The organism is Alteromonas australica (assembly GCF_000730385.1).
GTDB classification, from domain to species: domain Bacteria; phylum Pseudomonadota; class Gammaproteobacteria; order Enterobacterales; family Alteromonadaceae; genus Alteromonas; species Alteromonas australica.
The window spans coordinates 2,128,818-2,149,824 of the sequence record NZ_CP008849.1 but is presented as its reverse complement, the minus strand read 5'-3'; the positions used below and the strand labels follow the sequence as shown (position 1 = coordinate 2,149,824).

Annotated in this window: 15 protein-coding genes; 4 read left to right on the top strand and 11 right to left on the bottom strand. The window is 44.5% G+C overall.

Annotated elements, in window-relative coordinates; genetic code table 11:
* Window positions 1-83 precede the first annotated feature (83 nt).
* A complete protein-coding gene (locus EP13_RS09460; RefSeq protein WP_044057077.1) occupies window positions 84-944 on the bottom strand; it encodes an NAD(P)-dependent oxidoreductase in 861 nt (286 codons plus the stop codon).
* 103 nt (window positions 945-1,047) lie between these two features.
* Between EP13_RS09460 and EP13_RS09455 the strand changes: the two genes are divergently transcribed.
* Both EP13_RS09455 and EP13_RS09450 read left to right on the top strand, forming a co-directional pair.
* On the top strand, window positions 1,048-1,527 hold the full coding sequence (locus EP13_RS09455; protein ID WP_044057076.1) for a glutathione peroxidase: 480 nt from the start codon (window positions 1,048-1,050) through the stop codon (window positions 1,525-1,527).
* Window positions 1,528-1,553: 26 nt separating this feature from the next.
* Window positions 1,554-2,585, top strand: coding sequence for a 2-hydroxyacid dehydrogenase (locus EP13_RS09450; protein ID WP_044057075.1), 1,032 nt, complete (start codon window positions 1,554-1,556; stop codon window positions 2,583-2,585).
* Window positions 2,586-2,589: 4 nt separating this feature from the next.
* Here the strand turns inward: EP13_RS09450 and EP13_RS09445 are convergent, their stop codons facing one another.
* From EP13_RS09445 to EP13_RS09420, 6 genes are all read right to left on the bottom strand, one after another.
* Window positions 2,590-3,354 carry a methyltransferase gene (locus tag EP13_RS09445; protein WP_044057074.1) on the bottom strand — a complete coding sequence of 255 codons (765 nt, stop codon included), beginning with the start codon at window positions 3,352-3,354 and terminating at the stop codon, window positions 2,590-2,592.
* A 55-nt stretch (window positions 3,355-3,409) separates the two neighbouring features.
* Window positions 3,410-4,171 (bottom strand): Nif3-like dinuclear metal center hexameric protein, encoded by a 762-nt coding sequence (locus tag EP13_RS09440; RefSeq protein ID WP_044057073.1) that lies wholly within the window; start codon window positions 4,169-4,171, stop codon window positions 3,410-3,412.
* Window positions 4,172-4,292: 121 nt separating this feature from the next.
* A complete protein-coding gene (locus tag EP13_RS09435; protein WP_044057072.1) occupies window positions 4,293-4,940 on the bottom strand; it encodes a TetR/AcrR family transcriptional regulator in 648 nt (215 codons plus the stop codon).
* 94 nt (window positions 4,941-5,034) lie between these two features.
* On the bottom strand, window positions 5,035-6,057 hold the full coding sequence (gene sohB / locus EP13_RS09430) for a protease SohB (protein WP_044057071.1): 1,023 nt from the start codon (window positions 6,055-6,057) through the stop codon (window positions 5,035-5,037).
* Window positions 6,058-6,172: 115 nt separating this feature from the next.
* On the bottom strand, window positions 6,173-8,698 hold the full coding sequence (locus EP13_RS09425; protein WP_044058875.1) for an acylase: 2,526 nt from the start codon (window positions 8,696-8,698) through the stop codon (window positions 6,173-6,175).
* A gap of 181 nt (window positions 8,699-8,879) precedes the next feature.
* Complete coding sequence (locus EP13_RS09420; protein WP_044057070.1) at window positions 8,880-11,483, bottom strand: VolA/Pla-1 family phospholipase; 2,604 nt, start codon at window positions 11,481-11,483, stop codon at window positions 8,880-8,882.
* Between the two features lie 310 nt (window positions 11,484-11,793).
* Between EP13_RS09420 and EP13_RS09415 the strand changes: the two genes are divergently transcribed.
* On the top strand, window positions 11,794-12,537 hold the full coding sequence (locus EP13_RS09415; protein ID WP_044057069.1) for a YciK family oxidoreductase: 744 nt from the start codon (window positions 11,794-11,796) through the stop codon (window positions 12,535-12,537).
* A gap of 132 nt (window positions 12,538-12,669) precedes the next feature.
* Here the strand turns inward: EP13_RS09415 and glnS are convergent, their stop codons facing one another.
* On the bottom strand, window positions 12,670-14,337 hold the full coding sequence (glnS, locus tag EP13_RS09410) for a glutamine--tRNA ligase (RefSeq protein ID WP_044057068.1): 1,668 nt from the start codon (window positions 14,335-14,337) through the stop codon (window positions 12,670-12,672).
* A gap of 275 nt (window positions 14,338-14,612) precedes the next feature.
* Between glnS and EP13_RS09405 the strand changes: the two genes are divergently transcribed.
* On the top strand, window positions 14,613-15,635 hold the full coding sequence (locus tag EP13_RS09405) for a LacI family DNA-binding transcriptional regulator (protein ID WP_044057067.1): 1,023 nt from the start codon (window positions 14,613-14,615) through the stop codon (window positions 15,633-15,635).
* Between the two features lie 85 nt (window positions 15,636-15,720).
* Here the strand turns inward: EP13_RS09405 and EP13_RS09400 are convergent, their stop codons facing one another.
* The 3 genes from EP13_RS09400 to EP13_RS09390 are packed head-to-tail and all read right to left on the bottom strand — an operon-like array spanning window position 15,721 to window position 20,922.
* Window positions 15,721-17,424: an alpha-amylase family glycosyl hydrolase gene (locus tag EP13_RS09400; protein WP_044057066.1), complete on the bottom strand. Its 1,704-nt coding sequence runs from the start codon at window positions 17,422-17,424 to the stop codon at window positions 15,721-15,723.
* A gap of 13 nt (window positions 17,425-17,437) precedes the next feature.
* On the bottom strand, window positions 17,438-18,949 hold the full coding sequence (locus EP13_RS09395) for an MFS transporter (RefSeq protein ID WP_052364350.1): 1,512 nt from the start codon (window positions 18,947-18,949) through the stop codon (window positions 17,438-17,440).
* Between the two features lie 38 nt (window positions 18,950-18,987).
* Window positions 18,988-20,922 (bottom strand): glycoside hydrolase family 13 protein, encoded by a 1,935-nt coding sequence (locus EP13_RS09390; protein ID WP_044057065.1) that lies wholly within the window; start codon window positions 20,920-20,922, stop codon window positions 18,988-18,990.
* Window positions 20,923-21,007: the final 85 nt, after the last annotated feature.

The following is a 21,007-nucleotide window of genomic DNA, read 5'->3' as shown; positions in this document are numbered from 1 at the left end:
ATAGTAGGTTTTAGTTGTGAAATTATCGGTACATCACAGCTCCCGCACTGCAATTCTAACAACCCTAAGGCTTTTCGCCTGCCTTACTTCAGCCGTGTTAGCAGGCTAGATGTATCCCATCTATTACCGCCCATTTTTTGTACATCAGCATAATATTGATCCACTAATGCGGTTAACGCAAGTGTAGAGCCATTTCTTCGAGCTTCATCCAATGCAATAGATAAGTCTTTTCGCATCCAGTCCACGGCGAAGCCAAATTCATAGCTGTTATTAAGCATAGTTTGGGCGCGATTCTCCATTTGCCACGATTGTGCGGCTCCTTTGCTGATGACGTCAATAACAGCATTGCAGTCTAAGCCTGCTTTTTGGCCAAAGTGCAAGGCTTCAGCTAGGCCTTGAACAATCCCAGCAATGCAAATTTGATTCATCATTTTGGCAAGCTGCCCACTGCCACATTCCCCGAGTAATTGGCTGTGGCGAGAATAAGCGTCGAAAAGAGGCTTAGCTTTGATATAGTCTCTTTCCGTCCCACCGACCATCACAGTTAACTGACCATTTTCAGCGCCAGCTTGCCCGCCAGAGACAGGCGCATCAAGAAAACCTAAACCATGGTCTTTACACACCCGGTCGATTTCCTTTGCTACCGTGGCAGATGCGGTTGTATGGTCTATTAATAATGCGCCTTCATTCATCGCAGCAATGGCTTCTTTTGCCACCGTTCTAACGTCGTTGTCGTCACCCACACACATTAGTACAACATCAGCATCTTTGGCTGCTTCAGATGGGCTTAAAGCGAGTTTGGCGCCATATTTTTCAACCCACTGCTTTGCTTTCTGTGTAGTTCGATTGAACACAGTCACATCAAAACCTGCAGAAACCAAATGACCCGCCATGGGATACCCCATAACACCCAATCCCAAAAAGCTTACTTTCATTTTTGTCATGCTGATCTTACTATCCATTCTAGGGTTATACTGATACCCAAAGTATCAAGCTTTAATGAAGCAAAGACAACAGTAATAAAAACAACAATACTGAGAAAACGCGATGTCAATTTATGCCCACACACTCACGAAAAACACTGGCGAACCACAAGAGATGGAACGCTATAGAGGGAAACTGCTTCTTATCGTCAATACCGCGAGTAAGTGCGGTTTTACCAAACAATATGAAGGGCTAGAAAACTTGTACTCGCGCTATAAAGACAAGGGATTTGAAATTCTTGGGTTCCCCTGTGACCAGTTTGGCCATCAAGAGCCAGGCAGTGATGAAGAAATCGCGGCGTTTTGTACTATCAATTTTGGCGTTTCATTTTCGCTTTTTAAAAAAACGGATGTGAATGGCCCGCAAACCCACCCTATGTATGTTGAACTAAAAGACCAAGCGCCTGGTTTACTTGGCTCTAAGCGGATAAAGTGGAATTTTACGAAATTTTTGGTTTCAAAAGATGGCACTGTTGTTAAACGATATGCCCCCACCACGAAACCAGAAGACATAGCAAAAGACATTGAGTCCCACTTAGCATAAGTCATAATAAACAGGGAGGTAACCGTATGCTCAAGGTCGCGTTTTTCAGTGCTCAAGCTTACGATAATGCTATTTTTTCATCGTTGCGATTGGAACAGAAAAGTGTAGATGAAACTCCATCCTCAACTATTGACTTTACGTTTTTCCCCCACCCATTAAATACGCAAACTGCGATAACCTGTAAGGGTTTTGATGCAGTTTGTGTGTTTGTTAATGACGATTTAAGTGCGCCTACCCTTGCGACCTTAGCCAATTTAAAAGTAAAACATGTCGCCCTGCGCTGCGCTGGGTTCAATAACGTGGATGTACACGCAGCGAAAGCGCTAGGGATTAAGGTTTCCCGTGTGCCCGCATACAGTCCACAAACGGTTGCAGAACATACATTGGCGTTAATCCTCACGTTAAACCGTAAAACCCATAAAGCCTACAACAGAGTAAGAGAAGGAAACTTTGCCTTGGAAGGCCTAATGGGCTTCACCCTTTTCAATAAAACAGTTGGCATCATTGGTACAGGCAAGATTGGTCAAGCAGTCATCCGTATTCTTAATGGGTTTGGTTGTAAAATTTTATGTTGTGACCCAAATCCTCATCGCGAGGTTGAAAAGCTTGGGGCAACCTACACCTCGTTAGAAAACGTAATGTCTCAGTGTCAAATTGTGTCTTTGCACTGTCCACTAAACGACGATAGCTATCATTTAATAAACGAGGATACATTAGCCCTTATGCCAAAAGGCGCCATGCTTATTAATACATCGCGTGGAGGGCTTATCGATGACACCGCGGTCATTGGTGCGTTGAAAAAACAGCACCTTGGTTACCTGGGTCTTGACGTTTATGAAAGAGAAAGTGAATTATTCTTTAGCGATCACTCATTAGACATTATTCAGGACGATATTTTTCAACGCCTGCTCACTTTCCCCAACGTACTGGTGACGGGGCACCAAGGCTTTTTCACCCAGGAGGCATTAGCCGAAATTGCACAGGTGACTGTGAGCAACCTTTTATTATTCACCCACAACAGCGATTTCACTGCCAATGACAACCTCGTGGACGTGTAAATCGTTACTCTTTGTGTTCGTTTGCTGCTGGTTTTTGCAGCATCAAATGGAAATATTTCCCCAGCCATAGAAACGGTTCGGTTTGATTGTATTGCCTTTCCACGCTTACGAGTTGGTCGAATTTAGATGTTTGATGGCTGTTATCTTTCATGTAATCGTGAAAACAGCGAACCCCGGTTTTACTTAAGATATGAAAGCCTGAATTTTCACAAAATTCCACTACTTGTTTAGCAGGTAAGGCATTTTGCGGGTTCAGTTTAACTTGGTTCTTAACCTTAAGGCCACGTTCAATATATTCAAAGTTACCGTAAATGGCATTCGCCATGAGCGCAGCATCTCTATTAAAGAAGCTAAGGCTTAGCAACCCACCGGGCTTTAGGTTGCTATACAAAAAACGTATGGCGTCGAAGGGCTTATCAAGCCACTCTAAAACCGCATGGCATACAACCAGATCATAAGCATCAATATCTGTAATATCTTGAAGATACTGCTGCTTTATATCGACGTTGCTAAACGCAGCTAAATTAGCGCTGGCCAATTCAAGCACATCTTTTGAACCGTCAGTCAGCGTAATACGATGCCCTTGCTCAGCTAAATGGGCGGCCATCACACCTGTGCCCCCGCCGACTTCTAAAATAGATAAGGGCACTTGGGTGAAAGGTTGCAAGGCATCACACAAGATAAGATGGCGCAACTGCCCCTTAGTCGTACCATATATATTATCAGCAAACTTAGTTGCTATGCCGTTAAAAAGGCGGTCATTTTCCATAAACTATTCATCGTTAATTCACTTAATGTACTAGGAAATACATTAGGCTTTTGCATTACGCAGGGTTAGGTATGTCTATAAAGGTTACAGGTATATCGAAGTGCTCTGACAAGTGCTCGCCTAATGCTTTTACTCCATAACGTTCGGTTGCATGATGACCCGCGGCGAAAAACGCAATGTCCATTTCCCGTGCGACATGAATGGTTTGTTCTGATACCTCGCCAGTAATAAAAGCATCTACGTTGGCCTCCACGGCTTGCTCTATAAAACCTTGGCCGCCTCCCGTACACCACGCAATACGTGTTATCTCTTTATTCTGCGGGCACTCCATAAGAATTTCGCGGCTTAATTGCGTAGCCAGTAATTGCTTTAAGTCTTCACCCTTAATTGGGCTGGGAAGTTCGCCTTCCATCAAAACACCGACAGGTTTCACACTAGATACTGCTTTAACTTGATGAACATTAAGCAACTTCGCGAGTTGCCGATTATTGCCATATTCAGGGTGAACATCTAACGGTAAGTGGTACGCAAGCAAATTGATATCGTTTTTTAGTAACGCAGAAATACGCTTCTTCTTCATGCCCGTGATGGTTTGTGACTCACCTTTCCAAAAGTATCCGTGGTGAACTAAAAGGGTGTCCGCCCCTTGTGCAATAGCGGCATCAACGAGTGCTTGCGACGCCGTTACACCAGTCACAATATGAGTGACTTCCCTCCTACCTTCAACCTGCAAGCCATTCGGGCAGTAGTCGGTTATTTCTTGTACTCGCAAAAGTCCGTTTAAATAGGTAGAAAGTTGTTGAATGGATACTGACACAAGTCCTCCGTGCAAAAAGTGAGAAAAAATTAGTATAAAAAGTGACTGGCTTTTCGGTAAAAGACGATTGGGCAGAAAAGCTACGCGCTAAATCTGCCACTGCAATTTTGCCACGATAAGCCTAGATTGTTGATATATTGTTTGGGAGATTTCCCGCTAAGCCTTGCGCCACAAAAGGAACAAGGTGACTAATTACCTCTTCAATCTCTACCTGCTTATGGAAGTCAGACTCTGCAATTTCGGTAAGTGCCTGACTGGATGCCATTGAAAATACAAAGCTTCCCATCGCAAAGTGAAGCCGCCAAAATAATTCTTCTTCCGGTAACTCAGGCAAACACCTTTGTATACTCGCAACCAAAGCGCGAACAGTTTCGCCATAATTGGTCATAATGAACCGACGCAAATGCCCTTGTGTTTCATTGTAACCTCGCCCCAATAGTTGAACAAAAATAGCCGTTCCATTGGGCCCAAGTGTATTAAGTTTCAACATCGGGGGAATGAGAGATTGAAGCAATTCGGCAATGCCACGCGTTCCCATTGATGGCGACAATGATTTTAAACAAAGCGCTACTTCGGGCATTAAAATATCGAAATAACGTTTTAATACCGATTGGATCAGGTTTTTCTTACTACCAAAATGGTAGTTTACAGATGCCAAATTAACATTCGCTTGCGTTGTAATTTCTCGCATAGAGGTTTGTGTAAACCCATATTGAGAAAACAACAATTCTGCGGCATCGAGAATATCTGTTTTGGTATTTTTCGCCATTTTTATATTTCTTATTAGCAGCCCGCTGACTAGATAAATCCATCAGAAGGGTTATGCGTAACCAGATTAACCCCATGATAGAATTCGTTTTTACTTAAAACCAATGTCTTGCTTTGTTCCAGCTTTTCATTAACACGCGCTCAGCTACTGAGGCCACAGACAAGCCTAATTTTTCTGCAACATTCTTTTTAACTGAGTACTTAACACTAAATATTTCACGCTCAGGGTGATGAGAAAGGATATAGTCATCCGAGGTGGATAACGCATCAACCAAGCCGAGTTCTTTTGCCTTAACGCCAGGCCAATACTCTCCAGTTGCCACTTTCTCAATGTCCATGTCTGGACGTTGGCTGTGAACAAAGTCTTTAAATAAGATATGAATTTCTTCTATTTCTTCTTTGAATTTTTCCCGACCTTCGTCGTTATTTTCACCAAACACAGTTAGCGTACGTTTGTACTCCCCGGCTGTGTGTTGTTCAAATTCAATATCGTTTTTCTTTAATAGTTTATTAAAGTTAGGCAATTGCGCTAGCACGCCAATAGAGCCAATATATGCAAATTGGGATGCTATTAATTTATCAGCTACGCAAGCCATCATATACCCACCGCTAGCGGCGACTTTATCAACGGCTATAGTGAGTTTAAGCCCTTTTTCTTTAATGCGTTGTAGTTGCGACGCTGCAAGTCCGTAACCATGTACGACACCACCGCCACTCTCTAATCGCACCAAAACTTCGTCTTCACTTTGTGCAATACAAAGAAGGGCGGTAATTTCTTCACGTAAATGCTCAACTTCATTGGCGTCCATAGAGCCTTTGAAATCCAACACAAACAAACGTGACTTTTTATCTTGCGGTTCCTTGTTTTTCTTCTTTTGTTTCTCTTCTTTCTTTTGTTCTTTGGCAAGCTGCTTTTGTGCATTTTTATCTAACAGTACTTGCCGCGCGTAATGGGTTATGTCTTTTAACTGTTCAGACAGTGATGTTATTTCAAGTTGCCCCTTACCTTGCTTTTGTTTGCTCGCCGCGCCCACTATGGTGGAAACAATCACAACGAATGCCACAACTAAAGTGACGGCTTTGGCAACAAATAAACCGTATTCGTACAAAAACTCCAAACTACTCTCCCAGTTTAATCCGAAGGGGTAAAGTTTACCCCTTCTTCGCTTTATCGCCCAATCTTGATATTACAGGCGTCGTTAAAAAAATGACGGCTATAATACCAGTCAATTTTTAGTCTGACGATAGGATTAACTCATTGATTGTATTTGCAGCTATATCTTCTTCTGTAAAATACATGTCTCTTAAACTAGGTTGCTGAGAATACAGCAATGTTTGGTCTAAGAAGTGGTCACTGCCAAACACACGAGATTGTGAATAGGTAAGTATTCCCCTTCCCTGTGGCCCCTCGTCCGTGAAGTTAATGACCAACATCCAACTACTGCCATAGTTTATGTGATATCCCTGCGCTTCTGCACTCATGATGGTGTTTGAATTTAGCGGCGCATAAGTATGCCGGGGCAAAAGCGTGCCATTGTTGCCTGCCACGATATTAAACACATTAAATCCACCCTCAATATTATGCGCGCCACCCCAGGGTATTTTCTCTCCTGTTGCACTGCCATCAGGCAAACTTCGCTCAACAAATTGAACGTCGCCAAGTTCTGCATCGACAGCCACACCGGCTTCATTAATTACCTGTACAGCACGAGCGAACTGATTCAATGTTGCATCGTTTTGAATCAAGCCGCTAGGGGTAGACACCGGGTTCTCAAGGGAGAATGGTGTCACCCACTGGGGGTTTTGTGCAAATTGAAAGGCAAATTCTCTAAATACATGCGCCCCTACACTTTCCGTATTCATGGTTCCGTCCCATGTTGATAGCGCACTGCATGCGTCTTCAACGGACACATTATTGCCATCCACTACGACAGGAGCAGATCCTTGCTCACTACATAGCTGCAGTAAGCTTGGCAATACTTCTTCCGCCAGATAACTTCTGTTTGAGAGTAAAAGCGCCTCTACTTCTTGCGGCGTAAAGGTGCCATCACTTCCAGCTTCAGATTCAATAAATTTTTGTCCCATACGCGAGCGCAAAGACTGTTGATTGTCTACTTCACCGTATAAGGGGGATACCCCTGTAATTGGAGACGAAAGATTGGTTAACCAGAAACTATCATTTGAGTTTTGGACTGAGTCATTGCCTTCATATTTGGGTGCATTTTCATACGGTACCGGACTATTAAAATCAAAGGCAGATAAAAAGCCGGGTAATACGGTAAACCCTGCAGATGCCTTGGTTTGAATCAATACTGGATTGCTAGTGAGTTCGTTAATAGCGGTATCTGTAAGATAGGGGACCGTGGAGTCATCTATATAGAAAACTTCGCCATCTGCTGACGCGGCCATTGTATTGTTAAAAATAACCCCGTCGTAATCCTTAAATGCTTGTTTAAACTCATCCATTGATGTGGCCATATTCATGGCTAGCCAATGATCTACAACATCAAAGTTTGGTAAGTTAGCATCCTTAATGGCAAAGGCATTTGTGGATGTCCAATCAAAGCTGCCAGGCACTTCAATCATGGGGCCATAGTTAGTGTAATAAGCGGTTTTACTTAATGTTATGGTTTGCCCAGGTGCCACAGCCACTTCAATTTGTAACGGTTTTTCATAAATAGTGCGTTTATTTCCATCTACGTTGTGCGTAAGCCCTGAAGCGTCACCCTCGTCTAAAGACAGTTGATAAACGACAAAATGTTCAGCGGTAGAGAAGGTGTGAGTCCACGCCACGTTTTCGTTAAAGCCAATGTTAACGGCACCAGGCAACCCCATTAATGAACTGCCTGTGACATTAAGATGCCCCGGTATTTGAGTATGGAATTGCCAAAATCTAAGGTTGCCGGTATGAGGAAAGTGGGGGTTACCCAGTACCATGCCTTTCCCGTTTGTGGTTTTGTCGCTGCCTAACCCCCAGCCATTAGATCCCATTTCCTGTGGATTTTTTTCGGGAAGTGAGATGTTAGGCGTTATTGCCAACGCGGATGACACACCGCTATCACTTGACACCACAGTTGGCGCGTAATTCTCACCTTCCGGGGCAGCTAAAAACATAGGGCCTAGAAAGTTTGCTGCTCCAGGCAGCAACGCTACACCTAATGAATAGGTTAGTAAATCGACGCTGTCAATTTCAGTAACCCAAGGTTGTCCTGCACATGCTTGGTCTTGGTCCGCTAGCGGTGTTTCATTGAGGTAACGATTGTATCCTGCCGTGTACCCTTGAAACATGGCTCGAGAATTTGCTGACAAGCGGGGTAAATTTTCTTCTGCTAACGCTCTTATCCCCAGCGTCAAAAAGCCGAAATCGTTTATAAGGTGTTCAGCGTCACCACTACCCTGATTAGCATCAGGGCCAAAATATTTAGCACGCTGGGAATTGTACTTGACGATTTGATCCGCCAACACACACAGGTTGTCTTTGGCGAAAGCATAGCCCACCCCATAGGCCATGCTTTCCAAGTTGTCTGCTTTAATATGTGGTACACCATAGGTGGTCCAACGTATTTCAGCATCAAGAGAGGCGTCATCATCGAAGGCAGTTACCGGCGTGGTGATTGGTGTCGTGGGGGTGCTAGGGGTTTCATTACTGGGAGTATCGATATGGCTAAAGTCGTTATCATTATCGCCACAGGCACTTAGCGTCGTGGCAATTGCCAATGCAACCAGTGTTTTTTGAATGGCCCTTTTTTCTGTCGTTATTTTCACAAATATGTCCTTCTATTGTTGTTGTTCGGAACCCGGAGACGTCGCGTTTTGTGACTTCAACAGATCCGACCAATTAACACTACATTAACAATAGTAAACATTCAAACAACATTTTTAGTGGGCATACAAAAAAGCCGGCTATACGCCGGCTTTTTAAAATAACAAAGTTACTCAATTAGTTAGCAACAACGCTCTCATCACTGATATTAATTACGGTGGCATCAGAGGCAATATAAGCTGCTACCTCTTTTTGCATTTCCGTAGTCACATCTGCATTTGAAGCCGGGCTTAAACTTGACGCGTGTGCGCCACTGTTAAACAACACTAAGCCGCTCACCGGTTGGGTATCTGCTTTCGTGGTAGTAACTTGCTCTAGCCCGATAGTACTTGCCAGCGGTAATTGGCCTGACAAAGGTAAAGCGGTAGACACGGGAATCACTTGATCTGGCAAGTTTTCATCACCGCCGTCACCCACTACGGTCATCATGTGAACCGGTGTGGTTGCACCTAAGGTTTCGGCATAGTTAGTAGGATCGCCGGCATCCATCATGGTTTGGGCGGCAAAAGCAAACTCACTGAATACGGCTTCTACTTCAGCGGTCTGTTCGTCTGTTAACGCATCCATGAATGCAGTGACCGCCGCCACAAGTTGCTCTTCAGTCAAATCTGACGTATCGCCATACAGCTGTACTAACAGTGCAACGAATTCTTCAGACGCTGAACTAAGTAGTAAACCTTTAATCAACGGACCGAAAGCTGGCGACTCTAGAAGGAACTGCGCTAAACCACCTCCTGGTGACTCGAGTGACGCCTCTTTAATGGCGAACATACTATCTAGGGCTGCTAATTCGTCACCCATGGTGGTATTCGCAACGGCAGCGAAGTTACCGCCTGTGATCGCGCCAAGTGAAACGCCCATGATAGATACGCGAGAGGTATCAAACTTCACCCCTTGGGTTGTGGTTGCATCAACTACCGCGTTAATGCCCAAGCGCAAACCAAGTAAATCAGACACGCTCTGGCGAAGGTTATCACGGGCCGTAGGCAGGCTTGCAAGGTTCATATAATGGGTGGCACTGACATCAGTTGCATTAATGTCGTCCACACCGTCACCGGTGAGGTCATAACCACGAGAACCATGCAATGGCTGGTCAATGGCAATAGTGGCAACGCCAGCTAAGGATAATGCACCTGAAATAGCCAACATATCTTCTTTTTTACTGGTAATACCGTGGGCTAAAATAACCACTGGCCAACCCGCTTCAGGCATGGTTAGCGTTACCCCTAGTGATGCCGCTACCGCCACATCAGGCACAGTAACTTGTACATCTAGGGTTTCATTACCGTCATTGCCGCCCTTGGGCTGTGGATACGGGTTAAATTTTGTGATGTTCCGTGCAGAATCAAGCATCTCGCCATTCACACGTAAATCTGCAAGCCCGATACCCGAACAAAACTCATGGTTAGGACCAGGCGTTGCGCTACTTAACACCTCGTCTGAGGCACTTGCGAGAACAATGCCGCTATCACAGGCTGCTGTCCAAAACTCGTTAACAGGGGCTTCAGGGTTTTCGGCGCTGGGCGTACCCAAAAAGTAAGGTAGCGAAATCGTCCCTTCATAGTGCTGTACCGCACAAAATGGCGCGACCTGAGTGTAAATTCCTGATGCAACCGCAGTCGCGAACTCGTTCAATGCCCCCCACTCGGCTGACATTTGACCAGACGCAGTGGCAGATAAACCGGCACAGGTTTGCAAAGAACTAAAATCTGTCGCTTCAATAAATGCAATGGTTTGTTCTGAGCCTTCTGGTAACGAGGCAATTCCCAATTGAACTGCGCCATCAACCGTGGCCTCATCCACTAATTCTAACCGCTCCATCGCCGTAGGTGCTGCTGAATCGCCTACTACGATAATGGGCAACTCTTGTGCGGCAGTGGCTTCACCGGCAGCAAACGCTTGTGCGAAGTCGCTTACCATGACCTTTTTAATGGTATTAAGCGCTACACCTACAGACTGAGTAGTAAACGCAGAAACATAGGTGATGTCCTCTCTAGCATACCCTTGGGCAATTACAGGGTCGACTAACGAATTCACTATGCCTTGAAGTAATAATTGATCGTCTGACGATAACGGCAAGGTATCAATATCTTGACGCGTTAAATCCCAAGACGTCGACCCTTGTACAGATTTACCCGAAGTATCTTTTAAGCCAGTGGTCATTACCAGCATGTAGCCTTGACCTGATTTAAGCGGCTTTAGCGGCACGACGGTTACTGTGTCGTCATCGGCGAGAGATAAAACAAAATCTACACCATAGGTAAGTTGATCACCCAATTTACACCCAGCAGATGGAATGGAAACCTGCGCGCAGTCTGCGTCACTTTGGTCTAAACCTAATGTGGCTTCGAACAGCATAATACCGGCTGATAGCGTGCTTTCGTCCAGTGACACACCCGCGGGGGTTTCTACATTAATGGCAAAGGGGTGTTGTGTAGACCAACCATCCAGTACGTTAAGTGCATTTTGAGGATCTGAAAAGTCTGTGGCATCGTCTACGGGTATATTCAATGTGTAATCAAAGAAACCGTCGTCGCCAGGAAGCATTAGAAGATCGTTGGGGATATTTAAATCGCCTGAAGATGGATCGAAGACAATTCGTGAAAAAGGTGTTTGAACTTCAGTTTCAGCCTGAATGTCAGAAAGTGTATCGTCTGAACCACCACAGCCTGTTAGACCCAGTGCAAGAGCCACACTGGAACTTAATATGAGTTTTCTCATTACTACTCCCTACAAGCATTGTTGTTATTCTGTGTTTAAATAATATTCATACTGCTGGACGGCTAGTTATTGCGACAATCTCTTCAGTGAATAACGTTAATTAAACAAGTTAGACCAGTTGTATCTATTTCAATCTTATTAACTTTGTTGCAACTTTGCAAAGATTTGTTAACTAATTGTGTTAAATATTTTTACGTTTAACCTTTTTCACTGTATATGGTTTTACTTATTGCGCTAGGTAAGTATGATCGGCAAATCTATACAAATCATGGCCTAGTGCCTAATTGGGTGAGTAAATTAAATGAAGACAATGAATGCGTATCATGCCCCTGAAAATTTGTTAGCGGGGAAGATTATTCTCATTACCGGTGCAGGTGATGGTATAGGCGCTGAAGCCGCACGGTGCTACGCAAAACATGGCGCTACCTGCATATTGCTAGGCAGAACAGTGAGTAAATTGGAAAAGGTTTACGATGATATAGTCGCTGCAGGCGGCAGTGAGCCGGCCATTGTTCCACTGGATTTAAAAGGGGCAACCGTTTCTCACTATCAGCAAATGGCACAAACCATCTTAGACCAGTTTGGGCGATTAGATGGCCTATTACATAATGCGTCAGTATTAGGGCATTTAAGTGCATTTAAAGACATTGGCGAAGATGAATGGCGCGATGTTATGCAAATAAACGTAAACGGTACCATTTTTATGACACAAGCCCTCATCCCTGTGCTGGAGAAAGCGCCACATGCTTCGGTCGTTTTTACGACCTCAAGTGTGGGACGCAAAGGGCGTGCTTTTTGGGGGACATACGCCGTGTCTAAATTTGCGACTGAAGGTGCAATGCAAACATTAGCTGATGAGTACCAAAATAAGTCACTACGCTTCAACTGCATTAACCCAGGCGGTACACGCACCAATATGCGTGCACAAGCGTTCCCCGCAGAGGACCCTGCCACATTAAAGACGCCTGCCGAGATTATGCCTACTTATCTTTATTTAATGGGCGACGAAAGCATAGACGTGAATGGTGAATCGCTAGATTGCCAACCAAAATAGTGTTAAAGCTTGCCGTTTCAAAAAAGGCACAGCAAGCACATTGACCAAGCTTCTTTCATTGAATGCGCAATAAAAAAGCCGCGATTATCTTAATCGCGGCTTTTTTAAGTTTCGACTAGGCTGTGTTAGCCATTAATCGCCAATTTTAGCCCAGGTATCACGAAGTCCAACGGTACGGTTGAAAACGGGCTTGCCTTCAACGCTATCGGCATCTAAGCAGAAATATCCCGTTCGCTCAAATTGCCAAGCGCCAACTTCAGGTACATTTATGTCTAAACCTGCTTCCACCCACCCTTGCATAATTTGCAATGAGTCTGGGTTGATCGCGCTGGTAAAGTCCTCTTGTGCTGCAGGATTGGGCACGTTAAATAAACGATCGTACAAACGAAACTCTGCTGCTTGCGCCGTACCAGCATCTACCCAATGAATCACACCTTTTACTTTGCGGCCATCGGCAGGATCTTTACCTAAGGTATCTGGGTCGTATGTGCAATACACTGTTGTGACGTTGCCATCAGCGTCTTTTTCCACACGATTTGCTTTAACCACGTAGGCATTGCGTAAACGCACTTCTTTATCTAACACTAAGCGCTTAAATTTTTTGTTGGCGGATTCACGAAAATCTTCTGCTTCAATCCAAATTTCTCGACCAAAACTAATTTCCCGTGTTCCCATCGTCTCATCATTAGGGTGATTAGGCGCATTGAGAATTTCACTTTGCCCATCTGCATAGTTCTCAATAACTAATTTGATAGGGTCAAGCACTGCCATTGCGCGAGGGGCGTTAACGTTAAGATCGTCACGAATACAGGCTTCTAACATAGACATTTCTACCATGTTATCCATTTTCGTAACACCAATACGCTTACAAAACTCGCGTACCGCGCCAGGGGTATAACCTCGGCGGCGCAAGCCAGCAACGGTAGGCATACGTGGGTCGTCCCAGCCACTTACATGATTTTCTTCAACAAGTTGAATTAACCTGCGCTTACTTAGCACCGTATATTCTAGGTTTAGGCGAGAGAATTCATACTGTCTAGGGGCACAATCTATGGTGATATTCTCAATAACCCAGTCATAAAGTCTACGGTTATCTTGAAACTCCAACGTGCATAATGAGTGCGTAATGCCTTCAATGGCGTCCGAAATACAATGCGTGAAATCATACATTGGATACACACACCACTTATCACCGGTTTGATGATGATGAGCATGCTTCACACGATAAATAACAGGATCGCGCATACACATGAAAGGTGAAGACATGTCAATTTTGGCACGTAAACTACATTCACCTTCTTTGTATTCGCCCGCCGTCATTTTTTCGAATTCACGTAAATTCGTTTCAATGTCGGTATCACGATAAGGGCTATTTTTACCCGCTTCGGTCAATGTGCCGCGCATTTCACGCATGGCATCTTGACTAGAGAAGTCAACATAGGCTAAGCCTTTGCTAATCAACTCTTTTGCAAATCCGTGAAGCTGATCAAAGTAATTTGATGAGTACCTTTCTTCACCGTCCCATTCGAAACCCAACCAGTGAACATCTTCTTTAATTGAGTTCACGAAAGAAATATCTTCTTTTGCTGGATTGGTGTCGTCAAAACGTAAATTACACGTACCCTGATAATCTTGGGCAATACCAAAATTTAAGCAAATCGACTTTGCATGACCAATGTGCAAAAAGCCATTGGGTTCAGGTGGGAATCGAGTTTTGATAGTGTCGTGCACACCATTGGCAAGGTCTTTGTCAATGATCTGACGGATAAAATTGGTCGGACGATGGTCAGTCTCGGCCATTCGCATGTTCCCCTTAACGCAACTAATCATAAAATTTAGTGGAGTATAACACTGACACAATTAGTTCAACCACGTTTAATTAGTTTTACCTTTGCAAGTGGTTGAATATGCATCTATCACGCCCCCCTGCTGGTGATATCTCCCTTGTCATATTCGTCAACAAGACACGGTATTCGGTAATCGCTTAACATAAGTAGCTAAAGTCACGCCTTTAACTAAAAATATGCTAATCTGTACCGGCGATAACACTGTCGTAGCAGCAGAACATGGTGTTTATGAAAGAAAAAGCAACCTCTTTTGATATTGCCCATCTAGCGGGCGTTTCTCAGTCAACCGTTTCTAGAGCGCTGAATAATAGCTCTCTTGTAAATCAAGAAACCCGGGAACGGGTTCAACGTATTGCCCGAGAACTCAATTATAAAGTTGATAAAAACGCGAGCAATTTGCGGCTGCAAAAAAGCAGTACCATTGCCCTTTTGCTGTTTGAAGATCCTACGTCTGACGATTCAATGATCAACCCTTTCTTTCTTGCCATGCTAGGGAGCATTACTCGCGCGTGTGCGCAGGCTAACTACGACCTGCTAGTGTCTTTCCAAAACTTAGAAGATGACTGGCACGCCGAATACGAAGACTCCAATAAAGCAGATGGTATCATTCTACTGGGCTATGGCGACTACACCGATTATCAAAACAAAGTTGCCCAATTAGAGTCGCAAGGTACTCATTTTGTGAGGTGGGGCGCGCCTGACGAAAAGCATCCCGGTATCAGCATTGGCTGTGATAATTTTCAAGGCGGTGAAAGCATTACTCAGCACCTCATCTCGCAAGGAAAAACCACGTTTGCGTTTATTGGCGACAACGGCGACCACGCACCTGAATTTAAAGCGAGGTTTACGGGTTATTATCGTACATTGCTTGCCCATGGATTAGACAAAAACAGTAGTCAGTTCGATGCTATATCTACCGAAGACGCCGGTTCAGAAGCTATTCGAGGATTAATTGAAGCGGGTGAATTGCCTCAAGCCATTGTGTGTGCGTCAGACCTCATTGCCATGGGAGCACTGCGCGCATTAAGGCAAGCAAAAATTAAAGTACCCGATGACGTTGCTGTGGTCGGTTACGATAATATTGCAGTGTCAGCGTATACCACCCCTGCCCTCACCACCGTTCAGCAAAACACAAAATTAGCCGGGGAATTGTTAGTTTCTGCTCTGCTAAAAGCAATTAATAATGAAGAGGTAGACGACTACCTTATGCCGGCTGAGGTTATTGTACGTCAATCTTGTGGTAGCCAGTAGCGCTTTAAGCCAAACAATACAAATGAAAAAGCGGTGTAAGGTTTAGCCCCTACACCGCTTTTTTTGTTTTCGCATTATGCCTGTCTTATTGTCGTGCCATTTGTGATACCACGGTATTTAATAACGCTGGGTGTTTAATTTGGTCGTTCAGTACCCAAACCTCAACACCATTTGCCTCAACGGTTGTACTCAGCTGTGCTTGGCTATCTACCGTTTGCGTGTCACCTGACAACTGCTCAACCCATTCTCCTTGTTGCATGAATTGGTCTATGGTGAACGCTTTTGGTTCGCTACCTTTATTGAGTAGCACCAATGCAATTTGATTTATATCTTCGTGCTGAAGTATTCGATAGAATGCCGCGCTATGCCCTTCAAACGCCAAATTCACCTGCAAGCCACGTTGTAACGCGGGAGTGGTTTTGCGAACGTTGGCGATATTACGGAGTTTTTGATAAATAGGGTGTGCAGGTGCAGCATCTATATTGTCTTGCCCAAAGTAATTTCGGTTTCCCTGATGCTCTGAGGTTCCTCGCATAAAGCCAATTTCAGAGCCTTGGTATATGACGGGGATGCCACGAGCGGTAAATAACCAATTATGCGCATTAATAAAGCCATTGTCCGTCGCATTGATACGCGCCATATCATGATTGTCGTAAAATGTGGTTAGATCGTAGGGGTTATTGTAAGGGCCGTGCGTTAGAAACAGCACTTCTTCTAATGTAGAAAAATCACTTTCCAATGGCTTTTCAAATACTTCAACCATGGCCTTTTGCATGGGGAAATCAAGCACACTGACACCACCGTTTTTAGGTAACGTATGTTGGGCAATGAAGTTAGCATCGTACTGGAAGCTTTCGCCAAACATAAAAAAGTCAGGGTGTTGCGCTCTTATGCGGTCGGACATTTCTCTCCAAAAACTGTGGGGAACATGGCGTATGGTATCTATACGGAAACCATCCGCTCCTTGAGATATCCAATAAAGATAGCTATTTATCAGGTAATCCCGGACTTCTGGATTTTCATCATCCAGATTAGACAGCTTGACCAAGTCGGGATAATTGTGGAAAAAACGGTGCAGCGGGTTGTTTTCTGGGTCAAGATCCTCTGGGGCTAAATTTTGATGGTCAGCAACGAGTTTGCCTTTTGCATCGTAAATTTCGCCGTAACCAGGTAAGTCGGTTTCCATTGTAAAACTAGGACTTCCGTGGTTCGCTACAATATCAAACACTGATTTTAAGCCGTGATTTCGCATTTGGTCGGTGTAAGCTTTCACCGTAAGATCTTGGCTAACAATATGTTCGTCGGCTTTATAGAAATTCGTTGCCCAATACCCATGGTAACCTGTTTTACCACCATCCTTAAACGCCCCGCCATAGGTAATGGGCTCGTCACCATTAAATGCATAGTCAGGGTTATCATGAACCGGCGTCATCCATACTGCGGTAAAGCCCATATCAGCAATGTATTCGGCGTTGTTTAGAATGCCTTTTAAGTCACCCCCCATGTAACCTACGTAGGCTTTTTCGCCATTCGGGCCGATTAATGGGCGTTGCCAAGTAGAATACTCTCCGCCTTGATTTTCATAGTTATTAGACGGGTCGCCATCCACAAACCTGTCTGTCATGACAAAATACACCGCTTCACTGGCAAAAGGGGTTTGCGTACCGTATACCTCGACGGCGGCAGTACTCACTTGTGCATTCGAAGACGCATTCTGGTTAGATACGGCACATCCAGTATTAATCAACGCGGAGACGGCAAGTGCAATTAGTGTCATTTTTTTATTCATTATTTTGTTTCCTTTACTTCCCTTGTTCAAGCGGGTGTTCATTTGAGTTAGGGTTGTTTTGCGCGTCTGTAGCATGCTGGGTAGTGACTTCATCGACAAAGAAAACGGCAATAGCACCTAACACCATAGAAACCCCCGCCAGCACAATGATGTATTTAGCATCGTTGTCAAAAATGTGATTTAAAATCCAACCTGCGGTTAATCCTGAAACAATTTGAGGCGCTGCCACGGTGAAATTGAAAATTCCCATATAAACACCGGTTTTTTCTGCGGGTAATGAACCGGCTAACATTGCATACGGCATGGCAAGAATGGCCGCCCATGCGATACCAATGCCAATCATTGGAATAAGCAACTTCACTGCCCCCATAGGTACGGTCACCTCGGTGATCCACAAATTCACATTGACCAAGGTTAAATCCTGAAACAGTAAGAAACTCATATAGCTCACACCACCAATAGCTAGGGCACCTGCATATACCACCTTCCTTCCTAACGAGTCCGCTAAGCGCGCTAGGAAAACGGAAAAAATGGCGGCAAATACAGAATAAGCAGCGAATAATATACCAACCCAATCGCCGGCCTCCCCTCTAGCTTGGGTAATAGCAAGGGGTACTGCGGGTACTGACGCAATATACGCGGGGTCAAACCATTGTTTGTCCACGTTCCAGATATGTTGCGTAATAGCGGGCGTGGTGTACACCCACATAATAAAGAGCGCGAACCACGAAAAAAACTGCACAATGGCCAATTGACGCATGGTTTTAGGCATATGGATCACTAATGAGAAAAATCCTTTCATCCGTGTCACAAAAGGAGCTTTTTTCTCTACCGCTGCTGCGTTTGCATGAATACCTTTATAGCGGTTGTAGTCTTCAGGGCTGTATTCCTTCGTGCGCAACACCGTCCAAATAACACTGCCCAGTAATACCGTCGCACCAATGTAAAATGCCCATATCACAGACGGCGCGACTTCACCCATTTGTGCGGTATTTTCAAGCCCTACTACGTTCGTCAGAACAAAAGGAAGAATGGAACCAATAACCGCGCCTATATTAATAAGCAGCGATTGAATGGAATACCCTACATTCCGTTGAGATGGCGGCACCATATCCGACACAAGAGATCTAAATGGCTGGAAGCAAACATTAAAAGAAGCATCCATAAGGGCGACCATGAGGGCGCCCATCAGCATGGGAGCAATAAACACCACGAATAATGGCGCATTGGGCAATAACACCATACCGACTACTGCGGCAATGGCGCCACCGAGAATAAAAGGACGTCGTCTACCTAATTTATTCCATGTTCTATCGGAGGCTGAACCCACAATGGGCTGTACAATAAGCCCCATGATGGGTGCCACTAACCAAAATAGGGACAAGGAGTGAAGGTCTGCGCCCAAATCCGTGAGGATTCGACTCACATTTGCATTTTGGAGGGCAAATCCAAATTGAACACCAAGAAAGCCAAAACTGACATTCCATATTTGCCAAAAACTCAGGCGGGGTTGGTTTGCTTGCATACTTTGCTCTATTTATTGTTTTAGTTTAATGGATACCGTTATCGCACAATGAAAACATTTGCTGACATCGCCGGAAGGCTAATGGTATCTGTTGGCTTGAACTTTTTACCGTCACTTATTCTTGTAATCGAATCGTTCGACTCAAGCATCTCTGCGTAGTCCGATAAAGGCAAATCTACCGCTTTCTTGTTAAGAATTACCATGATGCTTTCAACATTGTTTCCGTTATCTGATTGGGCACTGCGCTTAGCCCCCTTTTCAGCCTCTCGAAAATAGGTGTAAACACCGTCAACGGGCGCATAGTGCTTTAACTTGCCTTGAAATAGTTGCGGGTATGTTTGGCGCAGCTGCAATAAGGCTTTAATTCGCTGCTGAGCCCAACGCTCATCGCTGTTAAGCCCCTTACCCGTAAAGGCGTTTTTATCACTATCTGAAGGCCACCCGCCGGGGAAATCAGAGCGTATAATACCGTGATCGTCACTGCCTTCGTTACCCATTAGAATTTCCGTTCCGTAAAATACCTGTGGGATCCCTCGGGTTGTAAGCAATAAAGTCATCGCCATATTCCACTTGGCTTTATCGTGTCCAAGTTGCGTAAAGATTCTGCTCATATCGTGGTTATCGGGAAAGACAACCAGATTGTTCGGGTCGCCATATAAAAAGTCGGTAGCCAGGGTTTCATAAACCGTAATAAAACCAGAGTTCCAACTTTCATCGCTGTTTAACGCTTTAACAACGGCAGCTTGCAATGGAAAATCCATCACGGATGGTAGCGCGCTATCATAGTCATCGTGGCGCTGACTACCCGCTTGCCAATAGGCCGTGATTGCAGGGTTTACAGACCATTCTTCACCCACGATATTAAATTTAGGGTATTCGTCCATTAAGCGATTTGTCCATTCACTTAAAAACGCTTTATCAGGGTAAGAGTATGTATCTACGCGAATACCACTTAAATCTGCAGTTTCTACCCACCAAATAGCATTTTGAACTAAATAGTTCGCCAAGTGTGGATTGCGTTGATTTAAATCTGGCATGGTAGGCACAAACCACCCATCGCTAAACCCTTTGATATCGCTTTCTATTGCATGAGGGTCGTGCAGAGATTCTCTTTTATGGGTGGTGCCGACGAACTTTCCTTCATTATTGATCCAATCCTTTGATGGCGTATCTTCCATCCACTTATGATTACTACCGATGTGATTAAGCACCATATCCATGATAACGCCAACCCCTTCGGATTTTGCTTTTTCACTGAAATCTATAAAGGCGTCATTAGACCCAAAGCGCGGGTCAATGCGGTAGTAATCTGTGGTTGAATAGCCATGGTAGCTGTACTTGTCCATCGCATTTTCAAGCATAGGCATGGTCCAAATCTGCGTGAAGCCCATGCTTTTAATGTAATCTAAGTTGTCCACGATACCTTGGATATCGCCGCCATGACGGCCACCTTTAAATTGGCGGTCTACCTTATCTTGATAACCGTCAACGTTATCATTTGCGGTATTACCATTTGCAAAGCGGTCAGGTGCAATAAGGTAGATAGCGTCTTCTGGTCCAAAGCCTTTTCTTGACGCAGAGCCTTCTTTGCGTTTTTCAAGCGGGTAATGCACCGTACGTTGGCTTCCATCATTGTCGGTTAATGTAAGTACGAGGTCTTGTGCCTGGGCGCCTGAAGTATCAAGCGTTACGAAAAGATAGTTTTCACTATCAAGTGCCTTAACTCGGCTAACTTTTACATTTCCCGTAGCGAGAGAGACGGCGTCATCAGCTACGTCTTCACCGTAAATCATCAACTCGACTTCAGGATTTTGCATACCTGCCCACCAATTAGGTGGGTATACTTCAATTTCACCCTGCTGCAATGCATAAACGGGAACCGATGCTAGTGATACAGCCGAAGTGATGAATAACGGTAATGCGCGATAGCGGTTTACACAAATAGATTGGCTTACGCTGTTAAAATTAAACACATGAACACCAATGTTAAAAATACGTTAAGTGCAAGATTATATCGAGATACTACCTTGTCCACGTAACCAGACCAACGCTATGCAT

Excerpts from the sequence above, each read along its gene's own strand:
- EP13_RS09455 (WP_044057076.1), top strand. The coding sequence starts at position 1,048 with ATGTCAATTTATGCCCACACACTCACGAAAAACACTGGCGAACCACAA.
- EP13_RS09450 (WP_044057075.1), top strand. The coding sequence starts at position 1,554 with ATGCTCAAGGTCGCGTTTTTCAGTGCTCAAGCTTACGATAATGCTATT.
- EP13_RS09405 (WP_044057067.1), top strand. The coding sequence starts at position 14,613 with ATGAAAGAAAAAGCAACCTCTTTTGATATTGCCCATCTAGCGGGCGTT.
- EP13_RS09395 (WP_052364350.1), bottom strand. The coding sequence starts at position 18,949 with ATGCAAGCAAACCAACCCCGCCTGAGTTTTTGGCAAATATGGAATGTC.
- EP13_RS09445 (WP_044057074.1), bottom strand. The coding sequence starts at position 3,354 with ATGGAAAATGACCGCCTTTTTAACGGCATAGCAACTAAGTTTGCTGAT.
- glnS (WP_044057068.1), bottom strand. The coding sequence starts at position 14,337 with ATGGCCGAGACTGACCATCGTCCGACCAATTTTATCCGTCAGATCATT.
- EP13_RS09435 (WP_044057072.1), bottom strand. The coding sequence starts at position 4,940 with ATGGCGAAAAATACCAAAACAGATATTCTCGATGCCGCAGAATTGTTG.
- EP13_RS09420 (WP_044057070.1), bottom strand. The coding sequence starts at position 11,483 with ATGAGAAAACTCATATTAAGTTCCAGTGTGGCTCTTGCACTGGGTCTA.
- EP13_RS09460 (WP_044057077.1), bottom strand. The coding sequence starts at position 944 with ATGACAAAAATGAAAGTAAGCTTTTTGGGATTGGGTGTTATGGGGTAT.
- EP13_RS09400 (WP_044057066.1), bottom strand. The coding sequence starts at position 17,424 with ATGAATAAAAAAATGACACTAATTGCACTTGCCGTCTCCGCGTTGATT.
- EP13_RS09415 (WP_044057069.1), top strand. The coding sequence starts at position 11,794 with ATGAATGCGTATCATGCCCCTGAAAATTTGTTAGCGGGGAAGATTATT.